Here is a 17,657-nt window from a genome sequence, read left to right as displayed (position 1 = left end):
TTGTCAGGAGCGACCGGAGCGACATCATCCGATTCGCGGCGTGGAGCCCGAGTGTCAACTCTCGCGAGTATAGGCAAACTCATAGCAGCCCGATAGGTCAGTTCGCAGTTCCTGACTCATCGACAGGGGGCGATGTGCGAGCTTCGGCGAACGAAACTACGATGGGGGTCCAAGCGGTCCTCGTTCAAGAGCGAGCGGGATCAGAAGCGAATGGGTGCCTTTTGTCAATGTCGTCAAAATCGTCGTCCGAACTGTCCAGTGCGTTGTCGAACACCGAAGCGTCGACGACCGAGGCCTTCGTCGCCGACTACTACGAGCACCTCGGTGACGATGCCAGGGAATACGACCCGGCCACGCTGCGCGCACGGGCGGAGAGCCACTGGCAGGTCGCCCTCACCCGGCCACCGAAGACGGCGAACATCGAGATCCGGACCGAAACCGATCGCAGCATCCTCTACGTCGTCACCGACGACATGCCGTTCCTCGTCGACTCGGTCAACGCCGAACTGGTCCGCCAGCACGCGGCCATCCACCTCGTCGTGCACCCCCTACTCGTCGTCACCCGCAACCGGGAGACCCACGAGCTCGTCAGGGTCACCCGCATGCCGGTCAACGCGGGCGTCTCGAGTGGCGACACCTCCGCGATGCCCGACATCTCCCACCTGCTCGGCAACGAGGAGGACTCGCCGCATCTCGAGTCGTGGATCGCGATCGAGATCGACCGTGCGAGCGTCGAGGCCCGCGAGCGCCTGGCCGAGGGGATCGCGCGGGTGCTCCACGACGTGCGGGCCGCCGTGGACGACTGGCCCGCGATGCGCTCGAAGTCCGTGCAGATCGCCGACGCACTCGGGAAGCTGCCGCACGCCGAGGGCATCCCCGACCTGGCGCAAGCCAGGGACCTGCTGCACTGGCTCGACCAGGACAACTTCACCTTCCTCGGCTACCGCGAATACGACCTCGAGACGGTCGACGGCGAGGACGTCCTCTCCATCCGCGACGACAGCGGTCTCGGCCTGTTGCGCGCCGTGAAAGACGGGCACGAGATCCAGCACCTGACGGATGCCGGGCGCACGATGGCCCGCGAACGGCGCGCCCTCGTGATCACCAAGGCCAACTCCCGCTCGAGCGTGCACCGTCCCGCGTACTTCGACTACATCGGCATCAAGAGCTTCGACGCCAACGGCAACGTCAACGGGGAGCAGCGCTTCATCGGCCTCTTCGCCGTGAGCGCGTACACGAGCTCCGTGCGTGACGTGCCGATCCTGCGCGAGAAGATCGATGCCGTCATGGCCGAGGTCGGCTTCCCGCCGGGCTCGCACAGCGACAAGGACCTGCTCGGCATCCTCGAGACCTACCCGCGCGATGAGCTCTTCCAGATCGACGTGCCCACCCTCGTCGCAACGGCCGTCGCCATCCAGCGACTGCAGGAACGCCGGCGGACCCGGCTCTTCCTGCGCCCGGACCTGTTCGGCCGCTTCATGTCCGCCCTCGTCTACTTCCCCCGCGACCGGTACACGACGGCGGTGCGCCTCCGGATCGAGAAGGAACTGACCGAGACCTTCTCCGCGGAATCCCTCGACTTCGAGGCCCGCATGACGGAGTCCACCCTCGCCCGCCTGTTCTACCGGATCCGCCTGCCGAAGACGGCCGCTGTCGGAACGGCCGACGACGTCGCCGCGCTCGCCGCGGCACTCGAACCCCGCCTGGCCATGGCCGTGCGGTCCTGGGCGGAGGGGATCACCGAGCAGCTGCACGACACGAGGCTCGCGCACCTCTGGGCAGAGGCGTTCCCGCCGAGCTACCAGGTCGACTATGAAGTCGAGGACGCCCTCGTCGACATCAGCAGGTTCGAGGCATACGCCGCGGGCCTGAAGAGTGCGGTCGCGCGGGATGCCGCGGCATCCGTGACGGGTTCGCCTCGCCCGGGCGTGCACGTCTACCTCTCCCCGAACGCCGCTGACCGGCCCGCCGAAGACGCCCGGGTGAAGCTCTACATGATGGAGTCGCAGAGCCTCAGCCAGATCCTGCCGTACTTCCAGAACCTCGGTATCGAGGTTCTCGACGAGGTGCCCTTCGAGATCAAGACCTCCGACGGGCGTGAATTCTTCCTCTACGACCTCGGCCTGCGCTACCCGGCGGGCGTCGACCCGGTCGGCACCGGCGACCTGCTCGCCGACTCCTTCGGCGCAGCGGTCAGCGGGGCCATCGAGTCGGACGGACTCGACCGCCTGGTCCTCCGCGAAGGCATGCCCTGGCGCCGCGTGGTCATCCTCCGCAGCTACGCCAAGTACCTGCGCCAGATGGGCAACACCAACTCCTACGACTTCGTCGGCGACACCCTGCTCGCCAACCCCGCGGTCTCTGGCGGGCTCGTGGACCTCTTCGAGGCCCGGTTCGACCCCGCGCGGGACGAGACCGAACGCATCCGTCGCACCGAGGAGGTGCGCGCGCAGCTCGCCACGGCCATCGAACAGGTCGCCACCCTCGACGCCGACCGGGTGCTGCGGGTGCTGCTGAACCTCATCGAGGCGACGCTGCGCACGAACTATTTCCAGAACAAGCCCTACCTGAGCATCAAGCTCGACCCGAGCCGCATCGAGGCACTGCCGTTCCCGAAGCCGATGTTCGAGATCTGGGTGTACTCGCCGCGCGTCGAGGGCGTGCACCTGCGCTTCGGCATGGTCGCCCGCGGCGGGCTGCGCTGGTCGGACCGGCGCGAAGACTTTCGCACCGAGGTTCTCGGCCTCGTCAAGGCGCAGACGGTCAAGAACGCCGTGATCGTGCCGACCGGCGCCAAGGGCGGGTTCTTCGCGAAGAAGCTGCCCGACCCCGGTGTCAACCGGGCCGCCTGGCTGGCCGAAGGCATCGATGCATACAAGACCTTCATCCGCGGCATGCTCGACCTGACCGACAACCTCGTTTTGACGGATGCCGGTGAGCAGGTCGTTCCCCCGGCGAACGTCGTGCGTCACGACGACAACGACTCCTACCTCGTGGTCGCCGCGGACAAGGGCACCGCCACGTTCTCCGACATCGCCAACGGCCTCTCCGCCGACTACGGCTTCTGGCTCGGCGACGCCTTCGCCTCCGGCGGCTCGATCGGCTACGACCACAAGGCCATGGGCATCACGGCCCGCGGCGCCTGGGAATCGGTCAAGCGCCACTTCGGTGAACTCGACCTCGACACCCAGACCGAGGAATTCACCGTCGTCGGGATCGGCGACATGTCCGGAGACGTCTTCGGCAACGGGATGCTGCTCTCCGAGCACATCAAGCTCGTGGCGGCCTTCGACCACCGGCACGTGTTCCTCGACCCGAACCCCGACCCGGCCGTGTCGTTCGCCGAGCGGCGCCGGCTCTTCGAACTGCCCCGGTCCTCCTGGGCGGACTACGACACGAGCCTGATCAGCGCAGGCGGCGGGGTGTTCCCGCGGCAGGCCAAAGTGGTCCCGATCTCGGCGGAGGTGCGCGCCGTCCTCGGACTGCCCGAAAACGTCACGCACCTGAGCCCGCCGGAACTGCTCCGCGCCATCCTCACGGCACCGGCCGACCTGCTCTACAACGGCGGCATCGGCACCTACGTCAAGGCGAGCACCGAAACCGCTGCGCAGGTCGGCGACAAGGCGAACGACGCCATCCGCGTCGACGGCCGCGACCTGCGCGTCAAGGTCGTCGGTGAGGGCGGCAACCTCGGCCTCACCCAGCGCGGCCGCATCGAGGCCGCCCTGGCCGGGGTGCTGCTCAACACCGACGCGATCGACAACTCCGCCGGCGTGGACTGCTCCGACCACGAGGTCAACATCAAGATCTTCGTCGACCGGATGGTCGCGGCCGGACGGCTCAGCGCCGAAGAGCGCCCCGGGTTCCTCGCCGCGATGACGGACGAGGTCGGCCGGCTGGTCCTGGAGGATAACGTCGACCAGAACATCCTGCTGCTGAACGACCGGGTCAAGGTCGCGAGCTGGAGCCCGAGTTACGAACGCCTGATGGACGCGCTCGAGGCATCCGGCGACCTGAAGCGCGAGCTCGAGGCGTTGCCGACCACCACGGAGCTGCACGAACGGATCGACCACGGCCAGGGGCTCACCTCGCCAGAGCTCTCGGTGCTCGCCGCCTACGCCAAGATCGAGCTCACGACCGCGCTCCGGGACAGCGACCTCGCGGACGACCCGTGGTTCCGCGGCACCCTGCGCCGGTACTTCCCGCGCCAGCTCGCCGAACGCTTCGACGCCGAGCTCGACACGCATCCACTGCGCCGGGAGATCATCGCGACCGTCGTCGCGAACGACATGATCAACCTCGGGGGAGTGACTTTCGCCTTCCGTGCCATGGAGGAGACCAGCGCGACCCCCGCGGCGATCGCCCGGGCGTTCGTCGCGCTCCGGGAGATCTTCGAGCTCGAGACCATGGTCGCCGAGCTGAGCGCCCTGCCGAAGTCGTTCCCGACGGAGCACTGGACGGCGATCCACCTCGACATCCGCCGGCTGCTCGACCGGGCCGTGCGCTGGCAGGTCAACCACGGCGGCTCGCAACCGGTCGCCGAGGTCGTGGCGCAGTACAAGCCGCAGATCGCGCTCGTCCGCGCGCACCTGGGCGACTACGTGCGCGGCGCCGACCAGGCCCGGCTCGGGTCGCTGCTGGTCAAGGCGGAGGAGTGGGGCCTGCCGTCCGGCCTCGGCCACCGCTGGACCCAGCTCTTCGAGGCCTTCGCCCTGCTCGACGTCGTGAAGATCGCGGCGCAGTCCGGCGAACAGCTCGGGGACGTCGCGTCCGTGTACTACACGGTCTACGACCGGTTCGGCGTGGACAACCTGCTCGAGCGCATCACCGCGTTGCCGCGCACGGACCGCTGGCAGGCCCTCGCCCGCGCGGCGCTGCGCGACGACCTCTACTCGACGGTCGCCGACATCACCACGGCCGTGCTCGAGGCGACGGATTCGGGAAGCGCGGAACACCGTCTCCTCGCCTGGGAGGCACTCAACGCCGAAAAGCTCGCCCGCTCACGCAGCGTATTCGACGAGGTCAACGCCCTCGGCCAGGACGACATGGCCTCGCTCTCGGTCGCAATGCGGCTGCTGCGCTCCATCGTGCGGCGGTAGGCAGGCCCGGGCGGATGCTGCGGACGACGCGCCTGGCGGAGGGGCCAGTCGAGTACCGGCTCGATATTCGCGCGGACCCGGTCATCGTGGTCTTCCACGGCGGACACCTCCGGGCCGGGATCGCGGTCGGCGAGGACGTCTTCGCCGCCGCCGGCTACTCCGTGCTCGCACCCTCCCGACCCGGCTACGGTCGCACTCCGCTGTCCACAGGGACGACCGTGACCGGATTCGCGGATGTCGTGGGTGACCTGTGCGCGCACCTGGGCATCACCCGGGTCGCGGCGGTCGTCGGCATTTCCGGCGGGGGACCGACCGCCGCAACGTTCGCCGCGCGACACGCCGGCCTTGTCGACCGGCTGGTCCTGATCAGTGCAGTCGGCTGGCTTCCGTACCCGGACCCGGTCACTCGCCTGGGAGCCCGGATCGGATTCAACGGCGTGACCGGGAGGGTCACCTGGGGCCTGGTTCACGCGCTCGCCCGGTTCGCTCCCTCCATGTGCCTGCGCATGATGATGGGAGCGCTGTCCACCCGTCCGGTGGGCGAGGTCCTGGCCGGCTTGGATCCGGACGCTCGCGCCGGACTCCTCACACTTTTCCGGCGGATGCGCTCCGGACGCGGGTTTGTCAACGACCTGCGCCCCACCCCCGATGTCACCGCTCTGGTCGATCAGCCCACCCTCGTGATCGCCACCCGAACCGACGGCGGAGTGCCCTTCGCACAGTCGCGTTCGCTCGCCTCAAGCATCCGTGCTGCCGAACTCATTGAGAGTCATGCGGACAGCCACATGGTCTGGCTCGGTGCTGACTGGCCGGTGGTCGGCGAACGAATCGTCGCCTTCCTCAAGGGCCCCTCCTGAGCTGGACCAGCTCGTGGCCGCACACCTCGCAGATGCCGCATCGCGTTTTCCGCGCCCGGCCTCCGATCCACCAGGAGCGGCTCTGCCTCCTCGGAAAGGACGGCTTCGCGGAGCCCGCGTGGGCAAGCGACCTAGAACGGTGTCGGGTCTTCGGGGTCTTCGGGTGCGGGGTCAAGGTTCCAGACGTCAACGATCGGGACCGGTGGTTTCGGTGCGGGTTTGGGTTTCCGGGGTGGTCTCATGTCGGCGGAGGGTTCGACGATGTAGCTGTACCCGGCCGGGGAGGTCCATTCGATGCGACCATCGCCGAGGTGTCTCGGCGTCCACCGGGTGTAGCTCTTCACCGCGTGGTGATACGGGCAGAGGTGGGCGAGGTTCATCGCGTCGGTCTCCCCGCCGTGCTGCCACTCCACACTGTGGTCCAGATCGGACCGCTTGGCGGAGCGCCGGCAGCCCGGGAAGGTGCAGGTTTCATCGCGCACCTCGAGCCACTTCTTGAGCGCGGCGGGTGGTTTGTAGGTGTCGCGTCCCATGGAGAGCACGACCCCGGTTTCCGGGTGGGTGAGCAGCCGGGTGAAGCTCGGCGCCCCGGCCGCGAGACGCCTCGCGGTGTCGGGGTCGATCGGCCCGTACCCGGACAGATACCCGGGCTCCTCGCTCTTCCCCAGCAAGGTCAGCACCGGAACGGTGACGTTGACCTGCGCGGCCACCCCGGCACCGAGTCCGTCCGGGGTGACCCCGCCGATCAGGACGTCGGTGAGGACGTCCGCCGCCAGCTGGGTCAGCGTGCGGGTTTCCTCCGGGCCCTGCAGGGTCAGCGCCGTGTCGAGGGTGCGGTGGTAGGCCGCCTGCACCTTCTCCGCATTCCCGGTCAGATACAGGGAGGCCATGCCGTCGTTGAGGGCCTGGAACACCACGTGCCGATCCTCCACACTCTTCTGGTGCCTCGCGGTGATGGTTTCCGGGCGGGTGCGTTCCCGCACCCTCCGGGCCCGATCGGCGAGCTTCGCCACGGTCAGCACTTCCGCGTCGGGCACGAGGACTTCCTCGAACACCGCACGCGCCCGCGCGGACGCTTCCGGGTCATCAGCGACGCGGATGCCCCAGGCCTGCTCCATGATCACCTGCGCGTGCCGGTAACTGATCACCCCGGAGGCCAGGGCCTCCCGGGTCACGGGGAGGTCCTCCGCGAGGGTGCGGCTGGCTTCGATCAGGGTCTCCGCCGTCCGGCGCGGGAGCCGCAGCAGGGCGCCGACCTCGCACGTGAACTCCTCCTTCGTGGCCTCCTCCGGCGACCACGGCGTGCGGAGGCCGCCGGCGCGTTCTGCGGCCTCCGCACGGGCCCGGCCGACATCGGCGAGCACCCGTTGGGCGGTGTAGATCGCGGCCGCCCGCTTCGCGGCGGCCCGGTTCATCTCCCGGTCCGCCTCCCGGATCGCGTCATAGAAATCGGCGAGGGACGGCTCCACCAGGCTGAGATGCCGGGGGTTGAGGTAGGTGTCGGGAGGACTGTCGGGAGGGGTCCCGGGCGGGGGTTCCGCCGTGCTTTCGGGCTGAGGTTCTGAGGTATTTTCAGTTGTCATACCGGTTACTCTACGGACGACCACCGACATTCTTGAGGCATCCGCATGCCCATGAATCACCTGTGGAAAACCCGGTCAAGGGCTCATAACGAAAGTCGGTCAGCTTCAATCGTCCAGAGATATCGATAGGTTACCCGATGAGCGATTCCTGTCCAGGGGGGCGTCCGCAAAGTCGGATCGGAACAGACCTACGTGGCCGCGAAACGCTCCCCACGCAACGGCCAGAGCTAGACGAGTGACATGATGTCGCGCGCCGCGGTGAGGAGCAGGGGGGCGTATGACTCGAGTTTCGCCTGCGTCACCAATGGTGCGATTGTGGTGATGCCGATTCCGCCCAGCAGATTGTGCCGGGTGTCGAAAACGGGCGTCGCCATGCAGCGGATGTGCTCCTCGTTCTCCTCGTCGTCGATCGAGAAGCCGCGATTGCGCACAAGTTCGCCGTCGGCGAGCAAACGGTTGACGTCCGTGATGGTGTTGTCGGTGCGCCGCGGCAGCCCGGTGTTGGCGGCGTACCGCCGCACCTCGCTCTCGGGCAGGTAGGCCAGAACGGACTTGCCGATCGCGGTCGAGTGCAACGGGATCTGGGCGCCGACGCGGGACGCCATCCGGATCGGCTGCGCGGTGTCCTCGATCTTCTCAACGTAGGTGGCCCAGTCGCCGGTGCGGAGGGCGAAGTGGATGGTGCTGTGCACGTCCTGCTGGAGGCGCTGCAGCCGGGTGCGCACGCGGTCCGAATCCTCCGTGCTGGCAGTCAGGCGCAGGCCGAGCAACCGAAGCGCGCGTCCGGGTGTGTACGCGCCGTCCGACGTGCGGCTGACATAGCCGTCGTCGACGAGTTCGGACAGCAGACGGAACACGCTCGTCTTCGACAGGCCGGTCTCCTTAACCAGGTCGCTCAGCCGGTGCGTTTCGCCCGGGTTCGACACGGCTTCGAGCACGCGCAGCAGTTTGCGGGCTGCGCTGTCCTTCGCGGGCTCGCCGGCCTCGCCCGAGGTGTGAGATCCGTCGATCAAAGTCGCTGACATTTTGTCCTCCTGCGGCCAAAGATTGTGCATTGTGCACCATGAAAAGGCGGTTCTGCCCGATGGAACTCAATACGGCAATTCTACCGCGAAAGCAGTTGTTACGAACGTGTTAACCGGTGCTAGTGTTTCATCTGACGGACACGCGTTCTGCTGAGCGGAACGATTATCAGGCTCCGCCACACTTTCGCCTCACGTTTCTCGCCTCAAAGAGGAGTACGCATGACAACCCAGCAGCTCGCACAGGGCATCCGTCTGGTGGAGGGCCACGGCGGCCTCGCCGCCGTCGAAGTCACCACACCCTCGGCATCCGCCCTGATCTACCTGCACGGCGCGCACGTCGCCGACTGGACTCCCGCAGGCGGCATGCCGGTCCTTTGGATGAGCACCTTCGGCGTCTTCTCCGACACCGACCCGATCCGCGGCGGCGTCCCCCTCTGCTTCCCCTGGTTCGGCCCGAACGGCACGGATGCCTCCGCTCCCAACCACGGCTGGGCTCGCCTCTCCACCTGGTCGCTCGTCGACTCCCGCACCCTGGACACCGCGACCGGCGCCGTTGCCACAGAGCTCGTCTTCGAACTGACCCAGGACAGCGTCGGCGTTCCCGCCGGATTCCACCCCTTCACCGCGCACTACACGGTCACCGTGGGCGCAGAGCTCGGCCTCGAGCTGTCCGTCCGCAACGACGGTGCCACCCCGTTCGCGTTCGAGGAAGCCTTCCACACCTACTTCGCCGTCGGCGACGTCACAACGAGCACCCTCACCGGCCTCGAGACGTTCGGCTACACGGACCGCTCGACCAAGCCGGCCACCGAGGGCTCGTCCCTCCTGCCGCTCGGCTTCACCGGCGATGAGATCGATCGCCTCTACCCGATGCCCGAGGCGCTCGAACTCAGCGACCCGGCGAACGACCGCATCATCCGCGCCGTCTCGCAGGGCGCCGCGCAGACGGTCATCTGGAACGCCGGCCGCATCAAGGCCGCCGCCATCGCAGACTACGGAACCGACGAGTGGACCGAAACCGCCTGCGCAGAGACGTGCAACGTCGGCGCCCACTTCATCACCCTGGATCCCGGAGCGACGTCGACCATGCAGGTCACCGTCACGTCCACTACTACCGAACGGAACACGAAGACCATGCAGAGACTGTCCAAGAGCGTTGTTCCCGCGATCGCGGAACTGCCCACGAAGGCCATCCAGTTCGGCGAGGGGAACTTCCTCCGCGCGTTCGTCGACTGGCAGCTGCAGCAGATGAACAACCAGGGACTGTTCCAGGGCGGCGTGAAGATCGTCCAGCCCATCGAAGGCGGCCGCGTCGCCTCCCTCGAGGAGCAGGACAACCTCTACACGGTCCTCCTCGAAGGCCTTCAGGATGGCAAGGACGTGCAGAGCCACGAGGTCATCACCGTGGTCACCGGAACGGTCAACCCGTACGTCGACAACCGGAAGTACCTCGACCTCGCCAACGACGACAACATCGAGTTCATCTTCTCCAACACGACAGAGGCCGGCATCGCCTTCGACGACCGCGACCGTCTCAATGACAAGCCCCAGCACAGCTTCCCCGGAAAGCTCACCGCGCTCCTCTTCGAGCGTTTCTCCCTCGGCAAGAAGGGCTTCCAGATCATCCCGTGCGAGCTCATCGAGCACAACGGCGACAAGCTCAAGGAATCCGTCCTCGCGACCGCCGCGCTCTGGGAGCTCGACGCAGCATTCGTCCAGTGGGTCAACACCGACAACACCTTCTACTCCAGCCTCGTCGACCGGATCGTTCCCGGTTACCCGGCCGACCGCGCCGCCGAGCTCGCCGAGGAATTCGGCTACGACGACCAGTCGATCGTCAAGGCCGAGCCATTCCTGCTCTGGGTCATCGAAGGACCGCAGTCATTGACGGAGTCCCTCCCGCTCGCGAAGGCCGGCCTCAACGTGACCGTCACCGACGACATGACGCCGTACCGCGAACGCAAGGTGTTCCTGCTGAACGCCCCGCACACCACAATGGCCTCGATCGCCCGCCTCGCCGGCGTCGAGACCGTGCGCGACGTGATGATCGACCCCGAGTTCTCCCAGTTCGTCAACTCGGAAATGTACGACGAGATCATGCCGGTCATCGACCTGCCGCACGACGAACTCGCCGCATACGCCGAGTCCGTCAAGGAACGCTTCGAGAACCGCTTCATGCACCACGAGCTCGCCTCGATCGCGCTCAACAGCATCTCGAAGTACAAGTCCCGCCTGCTGCCGATCCTGGTCAACTTCCACGAGAAGGTCGGAACCTTCCCTCCCCGCGTCACCCTGGCCCTTTCGGCACTGCTGCTCACCTACAGCGGCGACGCTGCGGTCACCGTCGTCCCCGTCGACAGCGACGAGGTGCTCGCCACCTTCCACGCCGCATACGCGACGGCCACCGCGACCGGTAGCAACGTGACGGCCGACTACGTCGAAGCGATCCTGAGCGATGACTCGCTCTGGGGCCGCGACCTCACCGAACTCCCCGGCCTCGTCGCCGAGGTCACCACCGGCCTCGACAACCTGCGCACCCTGGGTGCCCGCGCGACCATCGCGCTCCTGGCCTGATCGGCCGAATCAACCCACCGACTGATTCACCACAACGACTGTACGGAACGAAGGACTGTTTCTGATGTTTTTGAATGACGATTTCCTGCTGACCACGCCGATGGCGAAGAAGCTCTTCCACAATCACGCGAAGAACATGCCGATTGTCGACTACCACTGCCACCTGAGCCCCCAGGAGATCCTCGAGGACGGCAACTTCGCGACGATCACCGAAGCCTGGCTCGGCGGCAACAACTACGGCGACCACTACAAGTGGCGCCTGATGCGCACCAACGGGGTCCCCGAGAGCCTCATCACCGGAGACGGCGCCGACTTCGACAAGTTCTACGCCTGGGCAGGCACCCTCGAAAAGGCGCTCGGCAACCCGCTCTACGTCTGGGCGCACCTCGAACTCAAGCGCTTCTTCGGCATCGACACCGTGATCAGCCGCGCGACGGCCCGCGAGATCTACGACGCGGCCAACCTGCTCCTCGCGACTCCGGCGTTCTCCCGCCGCAGCCTGATCCGGGGCATGAACGTGAAGGTCGTCGTCACGACGGACGACCCCGCGGATGACCTGCACGTCCACGAGCTGCTCAAGGCTGAGAGCGCCTTCAAGGTGCTCCCGGCGTTCCGTCCGGACAAGTCCCTGAACATCGATCAGGCCGGGTACGCGGCGTACATCGCCACCCTCGGCACCGCGGCCGGCGTCAGCATCACCGCGTTCGCGGACATCGTCGAGGCCCTCACCCAGCGCGTCGACTTCTTCCACTCCATGGGCGGACGCCTGTCCGACCACGCCCTCGACATCGTCGTCTACGAAGAGGCCACCCCGGCCGAACTCGACACGATCGTCACGACCGCCCTCTCCGGCGGCACCCTGACCGCGACCGAGATCGCGCAGTACCGCACGGCACTGCTCAAGGCCCTGATGCGCATCTACAGCGCCAAGGACTGGACGATGCAGTACCACATCCACGCGATGCGCAACATCAACGACCCGGGCTTCGCCCGCATGGGCGCCGACACCGGTTACGACGCGATCAACGACCGCAACATCGCCGAGCCGCTCGCCAAGCTCTTCAACGCGATGGAATCCGAGGATGCGGTTCCCCGCACGATCATCTTCTCGCTGAACCCCAACGACTACCTGCCGCTGATCACCCTGATGGCCTCCTACCAGAAGGACGTCGTCCAGAAGCTCCAGCTCGGCAACGCCTGGTGGCACAACGACACCCGCAACGGAATGCGCCTGCAGCTGTCCACCTTCGCGGAGGAGAGCCTGCTCTCCAACTTCGTCGGCATGCTGACGGACTCCCGCAGCTTCCTCTCCTACCCGCGCCACGAGTACTTCCGCCGCATCCTGTGCGAACTGATCGGCGAATGGGTCGAGCTCGGCGAAGTTCCCGACGACGAGGCCATCCTCGGCCAGATGGTCGAAGACATCTCGTACAACAACGCGAACACCTACTTCGGGTTCTAGCCCGTTCGGCTCCGAGCAGGCACCTAGGACGTTCACGACCCGCTCGAAGCATCCACCCGCACAGTACCTCAGCACGAAACAGCACGAAACAGCACGAAACAGCACGACCAGCACGAACCAGCACGACCCCATTAAATCCAGCACATAGGAGTGAATCCGCATTATGAGTACATCCACCAAGGGCCTGCCCGGCGCCATGGGAGCCACCGGCCCCGAAGGCTCCGCCGGCGTCACCGTTATTGATCGCATTTCCCGCAAGGAGAAGGTCGCCTATGGCTTCGGCGACTTCGGTAACGGCTTCATGTTCGACCTCGGACAGTCGTACCTGACCAAGTTCTGGATCGACACCGCCGGCATCGCGCCCGCTGTCGTCGCACTTATCTTTACGCTCAGCAAACTGTTCGATGCCTGCATGGACCCGCTCGCGGCCGCATTCATCGACAGCCGCCGCTTCGGCAAGCGCGGAAAATTCCGCCCCGTCATGATGGTCTCCTCCATCCTGCTCGCCGTTATGACCGTCGTCACCTTCACGATGCCCGACGTGGACATGGGCTGGAAGATCGCCTTCGCCGCCGGCACGTACGCGGTCTGGGGCATCATCTACTCCTTCACGAATGACCCGTACGGCTCCCTCGCCTCGGTCATGACCCGCGACATCAAGGACCGCGCGGAGCTCGCGACCAGCCGCCAGGCCGGTTCGCTCGGCGCCCAGTGGATCTGTGGCTTCGCGTTCATCCCGATGATGATGATCTTCGGCGGCATGACCGCCCAGAACTTCATGTTCGCCTCGATGGTCATGGCCATCGTCGGCGTCGTGTCCTTCTACATCTGCTACCGCGGCACCAAGGAACGGGTGTACGTCAACCGTGCAGTCGGCTTCGAGAAGAACGGCATGAAGGACTACGCCAAGGCGATCTTCACCAACAAGCCGCTCCTCGCCCTCGTGCTCATGACGCTCTTCACCATCTCCTCGATGAACGTCAACAACATGATGATGATCTTCTTCGCCCAGTACAACCTCGGCAACATCGCCCTCCAGGCCGTCCTGAACCTCGTCATGATCGGCGCCTCCATCGTGGGCATCATGTTCATCCCGAAGATGGTCGCCAAGTGGGGCAAGAAGAAGACGGCCATGGCCGGATTCATCGTCTCCATCGTCGCCAACGGCCTGAACTTCATCATCCCGACCAACCTGTGGACGTTCATGATCCTCGTCACCATCGGGTACGCCGCGCTGGCCATCCCGAACGGCGTCACCTGGGCCTTCGTCTCCGACACGATCGACTACGGCGAATGGCACACCGGTGTCCGCAAGGAGACCATGACCTACGCCGCGTTCAACTTCTCCCGCAAGGTCGCCCAGTCCCTCGCCGCCCTCGTCGGCGCCGGCATGCTCGCCATCACGGGCTACGTCGCCAAGGCCACCTCGCAGTCCCCGGAGACGCTCTTCGGCATCAAGGCCGTCATGACGATCTACCCGGCCATCGCGCTCACCATCGCCGCCGTCATCATCTACTTCCTGTACAGCCTGAGCGATGACAAGTACCACGCCATTGCCATCGACCTCGAAGAGGGTCGTTGGGAAAAGGGCATCATCGGCGAAGAAATCGCCGCCAAGGCCTGATCCGGCCAGCAGTACCCTCCCCGACCGCTTCCCAGCGAGAGAAAAGATCTCATGAGCCACATCAACAGCATTGCGACCGGCACATCCGTGCTCGTCATGGCGGAAGGCGACGATGTCGCCGTTGCCCTCCGGGACCTCGTTCCCGGTGAAGCCATCACCCTGGGGGACAGCGTTCTGAATGTGATCGGGGCCGTCCCGAGCGGCCACAAGATCGCACTCGGATCGGTTGCGGTCGGGGAGAAGGTCCTCAAGTACGGCCAGTCGATCGGCACCGCAACGGCGCCGATCGTGCGCGGCGAACACGTGCACAGCCAGAACCTCGGTATGGACCTCGGTGCCCGCGTGCACGAGTTCGGTACCGTGCACACCGAGCTGCCCGCCCCGACGGGAGCCCGCCGGACCTTCGACGGCTACCGCCGGGCGGACGGCCGCGCCGGCACCCGCAACTACATCGCGATCCTCACGACGGTCAACTGCTCCGGCACGACCGCGAAGCTGATCGCGGACCGCTTCCGCGGCGACCTGCTCGACCGCTTCCCGCACGTCGACGGCGTCATCGCCCTCACGCACCAGAGCGGCTGCGGCCTGGTCCTCGAGAGCGAGGGTGCGCAGATGCTCGTCCGCACCCTCAACGGCTACGCGGCCCACCCGAACATCTCCGGAGTGCTCGTGCTCAGCCTCGGTTGCGAAATGACCCCGGCCGACGTCATCCTCGGCCAGGGCGAGCTTCCGGCAGACACCCTCGTCACGACCCTCTCCATCCAGGAGACCGGTGGCATGCGCGCCACCGTCGCAGCGGGCGTCGAAGCCATCCTCGAAATGGCGGAGAAGCTCGACGAACGACGCCGCGAACCCATCGACATCTCGGAACTCGTCCTCGGCCTCAACTGCGGCGGCTCCGACGGCTACTCCGGCATCACCGCGAACCCGGCCCTCGGCTGGGCCTCGGACGTCCTCGTCGCCAACGGCGCAACATCCGTTCTCGCCGAGACGCCTGAGATCTACGGCGCCGAGCACCTGCTCACCGCCCGCGCCACGACCCGCGAGGTCGGCCTCAAGCTGATCGACCGGATCAACTGGTGGGAGAAGTACATCGTCACCGGTGGCGGCACCATGGACAACAACCCCTCTCCCGGCAACAAGGCCGGCGGCATCACCACCATCCTGGAGAAGTCGCTCGGCGCCGTCGCGAAGGCCGGCCGCGCCGACCTCGCAGCGGTCTACGAATACGCCGAACCGATGACCACCCGGGGCCTCGGCTTCATGGACACCCCCGGCTACGACCCGGTGTCCGTCACCGGACTCGTCGCCGGCGGTGCGACGGTCGTCGTCTTCACGACCGGCCGCGGCTCGGTCTTCGGCTGCAAGCCCACCCCGAGCATCAAGGTCGGCACCAACACGGCGCTGTTCGTGCGCCAGGGCGACGACGTCGACATCAACGCCGGACGGATCGCCGATGGCACCGCCCGCGTCGAAGAGGTCGGCGCCGAGATCCTCGACATGATCATCGCCGTCGCCTCCGGAAAGCAGACCACGAGCGAAGAGTTCAACGTCGGCCAGGAAGAGTTCGTGCCGTGGCACATCGGAGCGGTGACCTGATGACCGACGAGCAAGCAGGCGCCCAGGCACTGCAGGAGGAGCCGGGCAACCCGGTCGCCTCCGGCGCCGACCAGGGCGAACCGCAGGTGGTCTGCTTCGGCGAGACCATGGGCATGTTCACCCCCACCTCGACGACGTCGCTCGACATCGCAGAGGGCTTCCGCCTCGGCGTCGGCGGGGCGGAGTCCAACGTCGCCGCGCACCTCGCCGAGCTCGGCCACCACGTGGCCTGGGCCGGCAATGTCGGCCAGGACCCGATCGGCACCAAGATCATTTCGACGCTCGACTGCGGGGGAGTGGACACCCGCTGGGTGAACCGCACCGCGGTCAGCCCGACCGGCCTGTACCTCAAGGAGCCGGACACCGGTACCGGCGCGCACGTCTTCTACTATCGTGCGGGTTCCGCCGCCTCCGAGCTGGGCGTGGCGGATGCCGGGGCCTGGCCCCTCCAGTCCGCCCACCTGATCCACACGAGCGGCATCACGCCCTCGCTGTCGCCGAGCTGCTCCGCCCTGGTGGAACACGTGCTCGACCACGCGGCGGAGTGGGGCACTTCGGTGTCCTTCGACGTCAACTACCGGTCCAAGCTCTGGCCCGTGAGCGTGGCCGGTCCCCGGCTGCGTGAGCTCGCCGGCAAGGCGACGGTCGTCCTCGTCGGACTCGACGAAGCCGCCACCATCTGGGGCTGCGTCACCTCCGACGACGTGCGCGCCCTGCTGCCCGACGTGCCCTACCTCGTCGTCAAGGACGGAGCCGTCGACGCGACGGAGTACGCGCTTCTGCCCGACGGCACCCGCCTCACCACGGTCGTCCCTGCCCACAAGGTCGAGGTCGTCGAGCCGGTCGGAGCCGGAGACGCGTTCGCCGCCGGTTACCTGTCCGCACTCATGAACGGCGAGTCGTCCGAAGTCCGCCTGAACCACGGGCACTCGCTCGCCGCCTGGGCGCTCGGCAGCCGCGAGGACTTCCGGCCCGGCCACGGGCTGTTCGCAGCAACTCCCGCAGCCGCCGCCGGATCCGCCGCCGGATCCGGCGCCGGATCCCCGGCCGCCGTCGGGAACGCTCCCGACACCCACGACTCACATTCCGATCTCACCGATCTTAGGAGACTGACCGTATGACCAGCACAACCGCCCTTCCCACCAATGAGTGGTTCCCCGGAGACTTCTTCCGGATTCCCGTCCTCGCCGTTCTGCGTGGGCTCTCGCTGACCGAATCCGTGCGCCTCTCCGAGCGCGCCTGGGATGCCGGTGTCCAGCACGTCGAGATCCCGATCCAGACCAGTGACGCGGTTCCCGTCCTGAAGGCCGTCGCCGAGGCGGCCGCCGAGCGCGGCCTCGTCGTCGGCGCCGGCACCGTCACGACCCTCGAGCAGCTCGACGCCGCCGAGAAGGTCGGCGTCGCCTTCACCGTTTCCCCGGGCTTCAGCCCGGAGATCGTCGCGGAGAGCGTTCGCCGCGGCATCCCGCATCTTCCGGGGGTGGCTACTGCGACCGAGATCCTCCAGGCTCGTGCGCTCGGCCTCCGCTGGGTCAAGGTCTTCCCGGCCTCGATCCTCGGCCCGAACTGGGCGAAGTCGATGAAGGGGCCGTACCCCGACATGAACTTCATCGCTACCGGAGGGGTCACCGCGCTCAACGCGCCCGACTTCCTCTCCTCCGGAGTTAGCGTCGTCGGCCTGAGCTCGTCCTTCGCGGACGACGCCCAGCTCGAGCTCGTGCGCGGCCTCATCGCCGCCAGCGCAGCATCCGCTCTGACGGGTGCCGGCCGGAAGTAAGACTCAGCGAGAGCGAGTCGCACAAAGACTGCGGCGTCCAGGACGTGCTTCGGCCCC

Annotated in this window: 10 protein-coding genes; 8 read left to right on the top strand and 2 right to left on the bottom strand. The window is 66.8% G+C overall.

Annotated features, from left to right (window positions below; genetic code table 11):
* The first annotated feature begins 227 nt into the window (after positions 1-227).
* Both RHM57_RS12150 and RHM57_RS12145 read left to right on the top strand, forming a co-directional pair.
* A complete protein-coding gene (locus RHM57_RS12150; protein WP_322140923.1) occupies positions 228-5,099 on the top strand; it encodes an NAD-glutamate dehydrogenase in 4,872 nt (1,623 codons plus the stop codon).
* Positions 5,100-5,113: 14 nt separating this feature from the next.
* Positions 5,114-5,956: an alpha/beta hydrolase gene (locus RHM57_RS12145; protein WP_322135355.1), complete on the top strand. Its 843-nt coding sequence runs from the start codon at positions 5,114-5,116 to the stop codon at positions 5,954-5,956.
* 131 nt (positions 5,957-6,087) lie between these two features.
* Here RHM57_RS12145 and RHM57_RS12140 read toward each other — a convergent pair whose 3' ends face one another.
* Complete coding sequence (locus RHM57_RS12140; RefSeq protein ID WP_322188234.1) at positions 6,088-7,539, bottom strand: HNH endonuclease signature motif containing protein; 1,452 nt, start codon at positions 7,537-7,539, stop codon at positions 6,088-6,090.
* A gap of 227 nt (positions 7,540-7,766) precedes the next feature.
* The gene (locus RHM57_RS12135; RefSeq protein WP_166787229.1) at positions 7,767-8,564 is read right to left on the bottom strand and encodes an IclR family transcriptional regulator; all 798 of its coding nucleotides are present in this window, start codon (positions 8,562-8,564) and stop codon (positions 7,767-7,769) included.
* Positions 8,565-8,783: 219 nt separating this feature from the next.
* Between RHM57_RS12135 and RHM57_RS12130 the strand changes: the two genes are divergently transcribed.
* The 6 genes from RHM57_RS12130 to RHM57_RS12105 all read left to right on the top strand — a co-directional run bounded on the left by RHM57_RS12130 (position 8,784) and on the right by RHM57_RS12105 (position 17,600).
* Positions 8,784-11,138 (top strand): tagaturonate reductase, encoded by a 2,355-nt coding sequence (locus RHM57_RS12130; RefSeq protein ID WP_322140922.1) that lies wholly within the window; start codon positions 8,784-8,786, stop codon positions 11,136-11,138.
* Positions 11,139-11,202: 64 nt separating this feature from the next.
* Complete coding sequence (gene uxaC, locus RHM57_RS12125) at positions 11,203-12,600, top strand: glucuronate isomerase (RefSeq protein WP_322135359.1); 1,398 nt, start codon at positions 11,203-11,205, stop codon at positions 12,598-12,600.
* Positions 12,601-12,763: 163 nt separating this feature from the next.
* Entirely contained in the window at positions 12,764-14,224 is a 1,461-nt protein-coding gene (locus RHM57_RS12120) for a glycoside-pentoside-hexuronide (GPH):cation symporter (protein ID WP_322135360.1), read from the top strand.
* A 51-nt stretch (positions 14,225-14,275) separates the two neighbouring features.
* On the top strand, positions 14,276-15,823 hold the full coding sequence (locus RHM57_RS12115) for a UxaA family hydrolase (RefSeq protein WP_134559596.1): 1,548 nt from the start codon (positions 14,276-14,278) through the stop codon (positions 15,821-15,823).
* The gene (locus RHM57_RS12110) at positions 15,823-16,944 is read left to right on the top strand and encodes a sugar kinase (protein WP_322135361.1); all 1,122 of its coding nucleotides are present in this window, start codon (positions 15,823-15,825) and stop codon (positions 16,942-16,944) included. The genes RHM57_RS12115 and RHM57_RS12110 overlap by 1 nt, the downstream gene beginning before the upstream one ends.
* Positions 16,941-17,600 (top strand): bifunctional 4-hydroxy-2-oxoglutarate aldolase/2-dehydro-3-deoxy-phosphogluconate aldolase, encoded by a 660-nt coding sequence (locus RHM57_RS12105; RefSeq protein ID WP_134559592.1) that lies wholly within the window; start codon positions 16,941-16,943, stop codon positions 17,598-17,600. Before RHM57_RS12110 ends, RHM57_RS12105 begins: the two co-directional genes overlap by 4 nt.
* Positions 17,601-17,657: the final 57 nt, after the last annotated feature.

Source organism: Cryobacterium sp. 10S3, assembly GCF_034344045.1.
GTDB classification, from domain to species: Bacteria; Actinomycetota; Actinomycetes; order Actinomycetales; family Microbacteriaceae; genus Cryobacterium; species Cryobacterium glucosi.
This window is presented reverse-complemented; position numbering and strand designations above follow the sequence as displayed.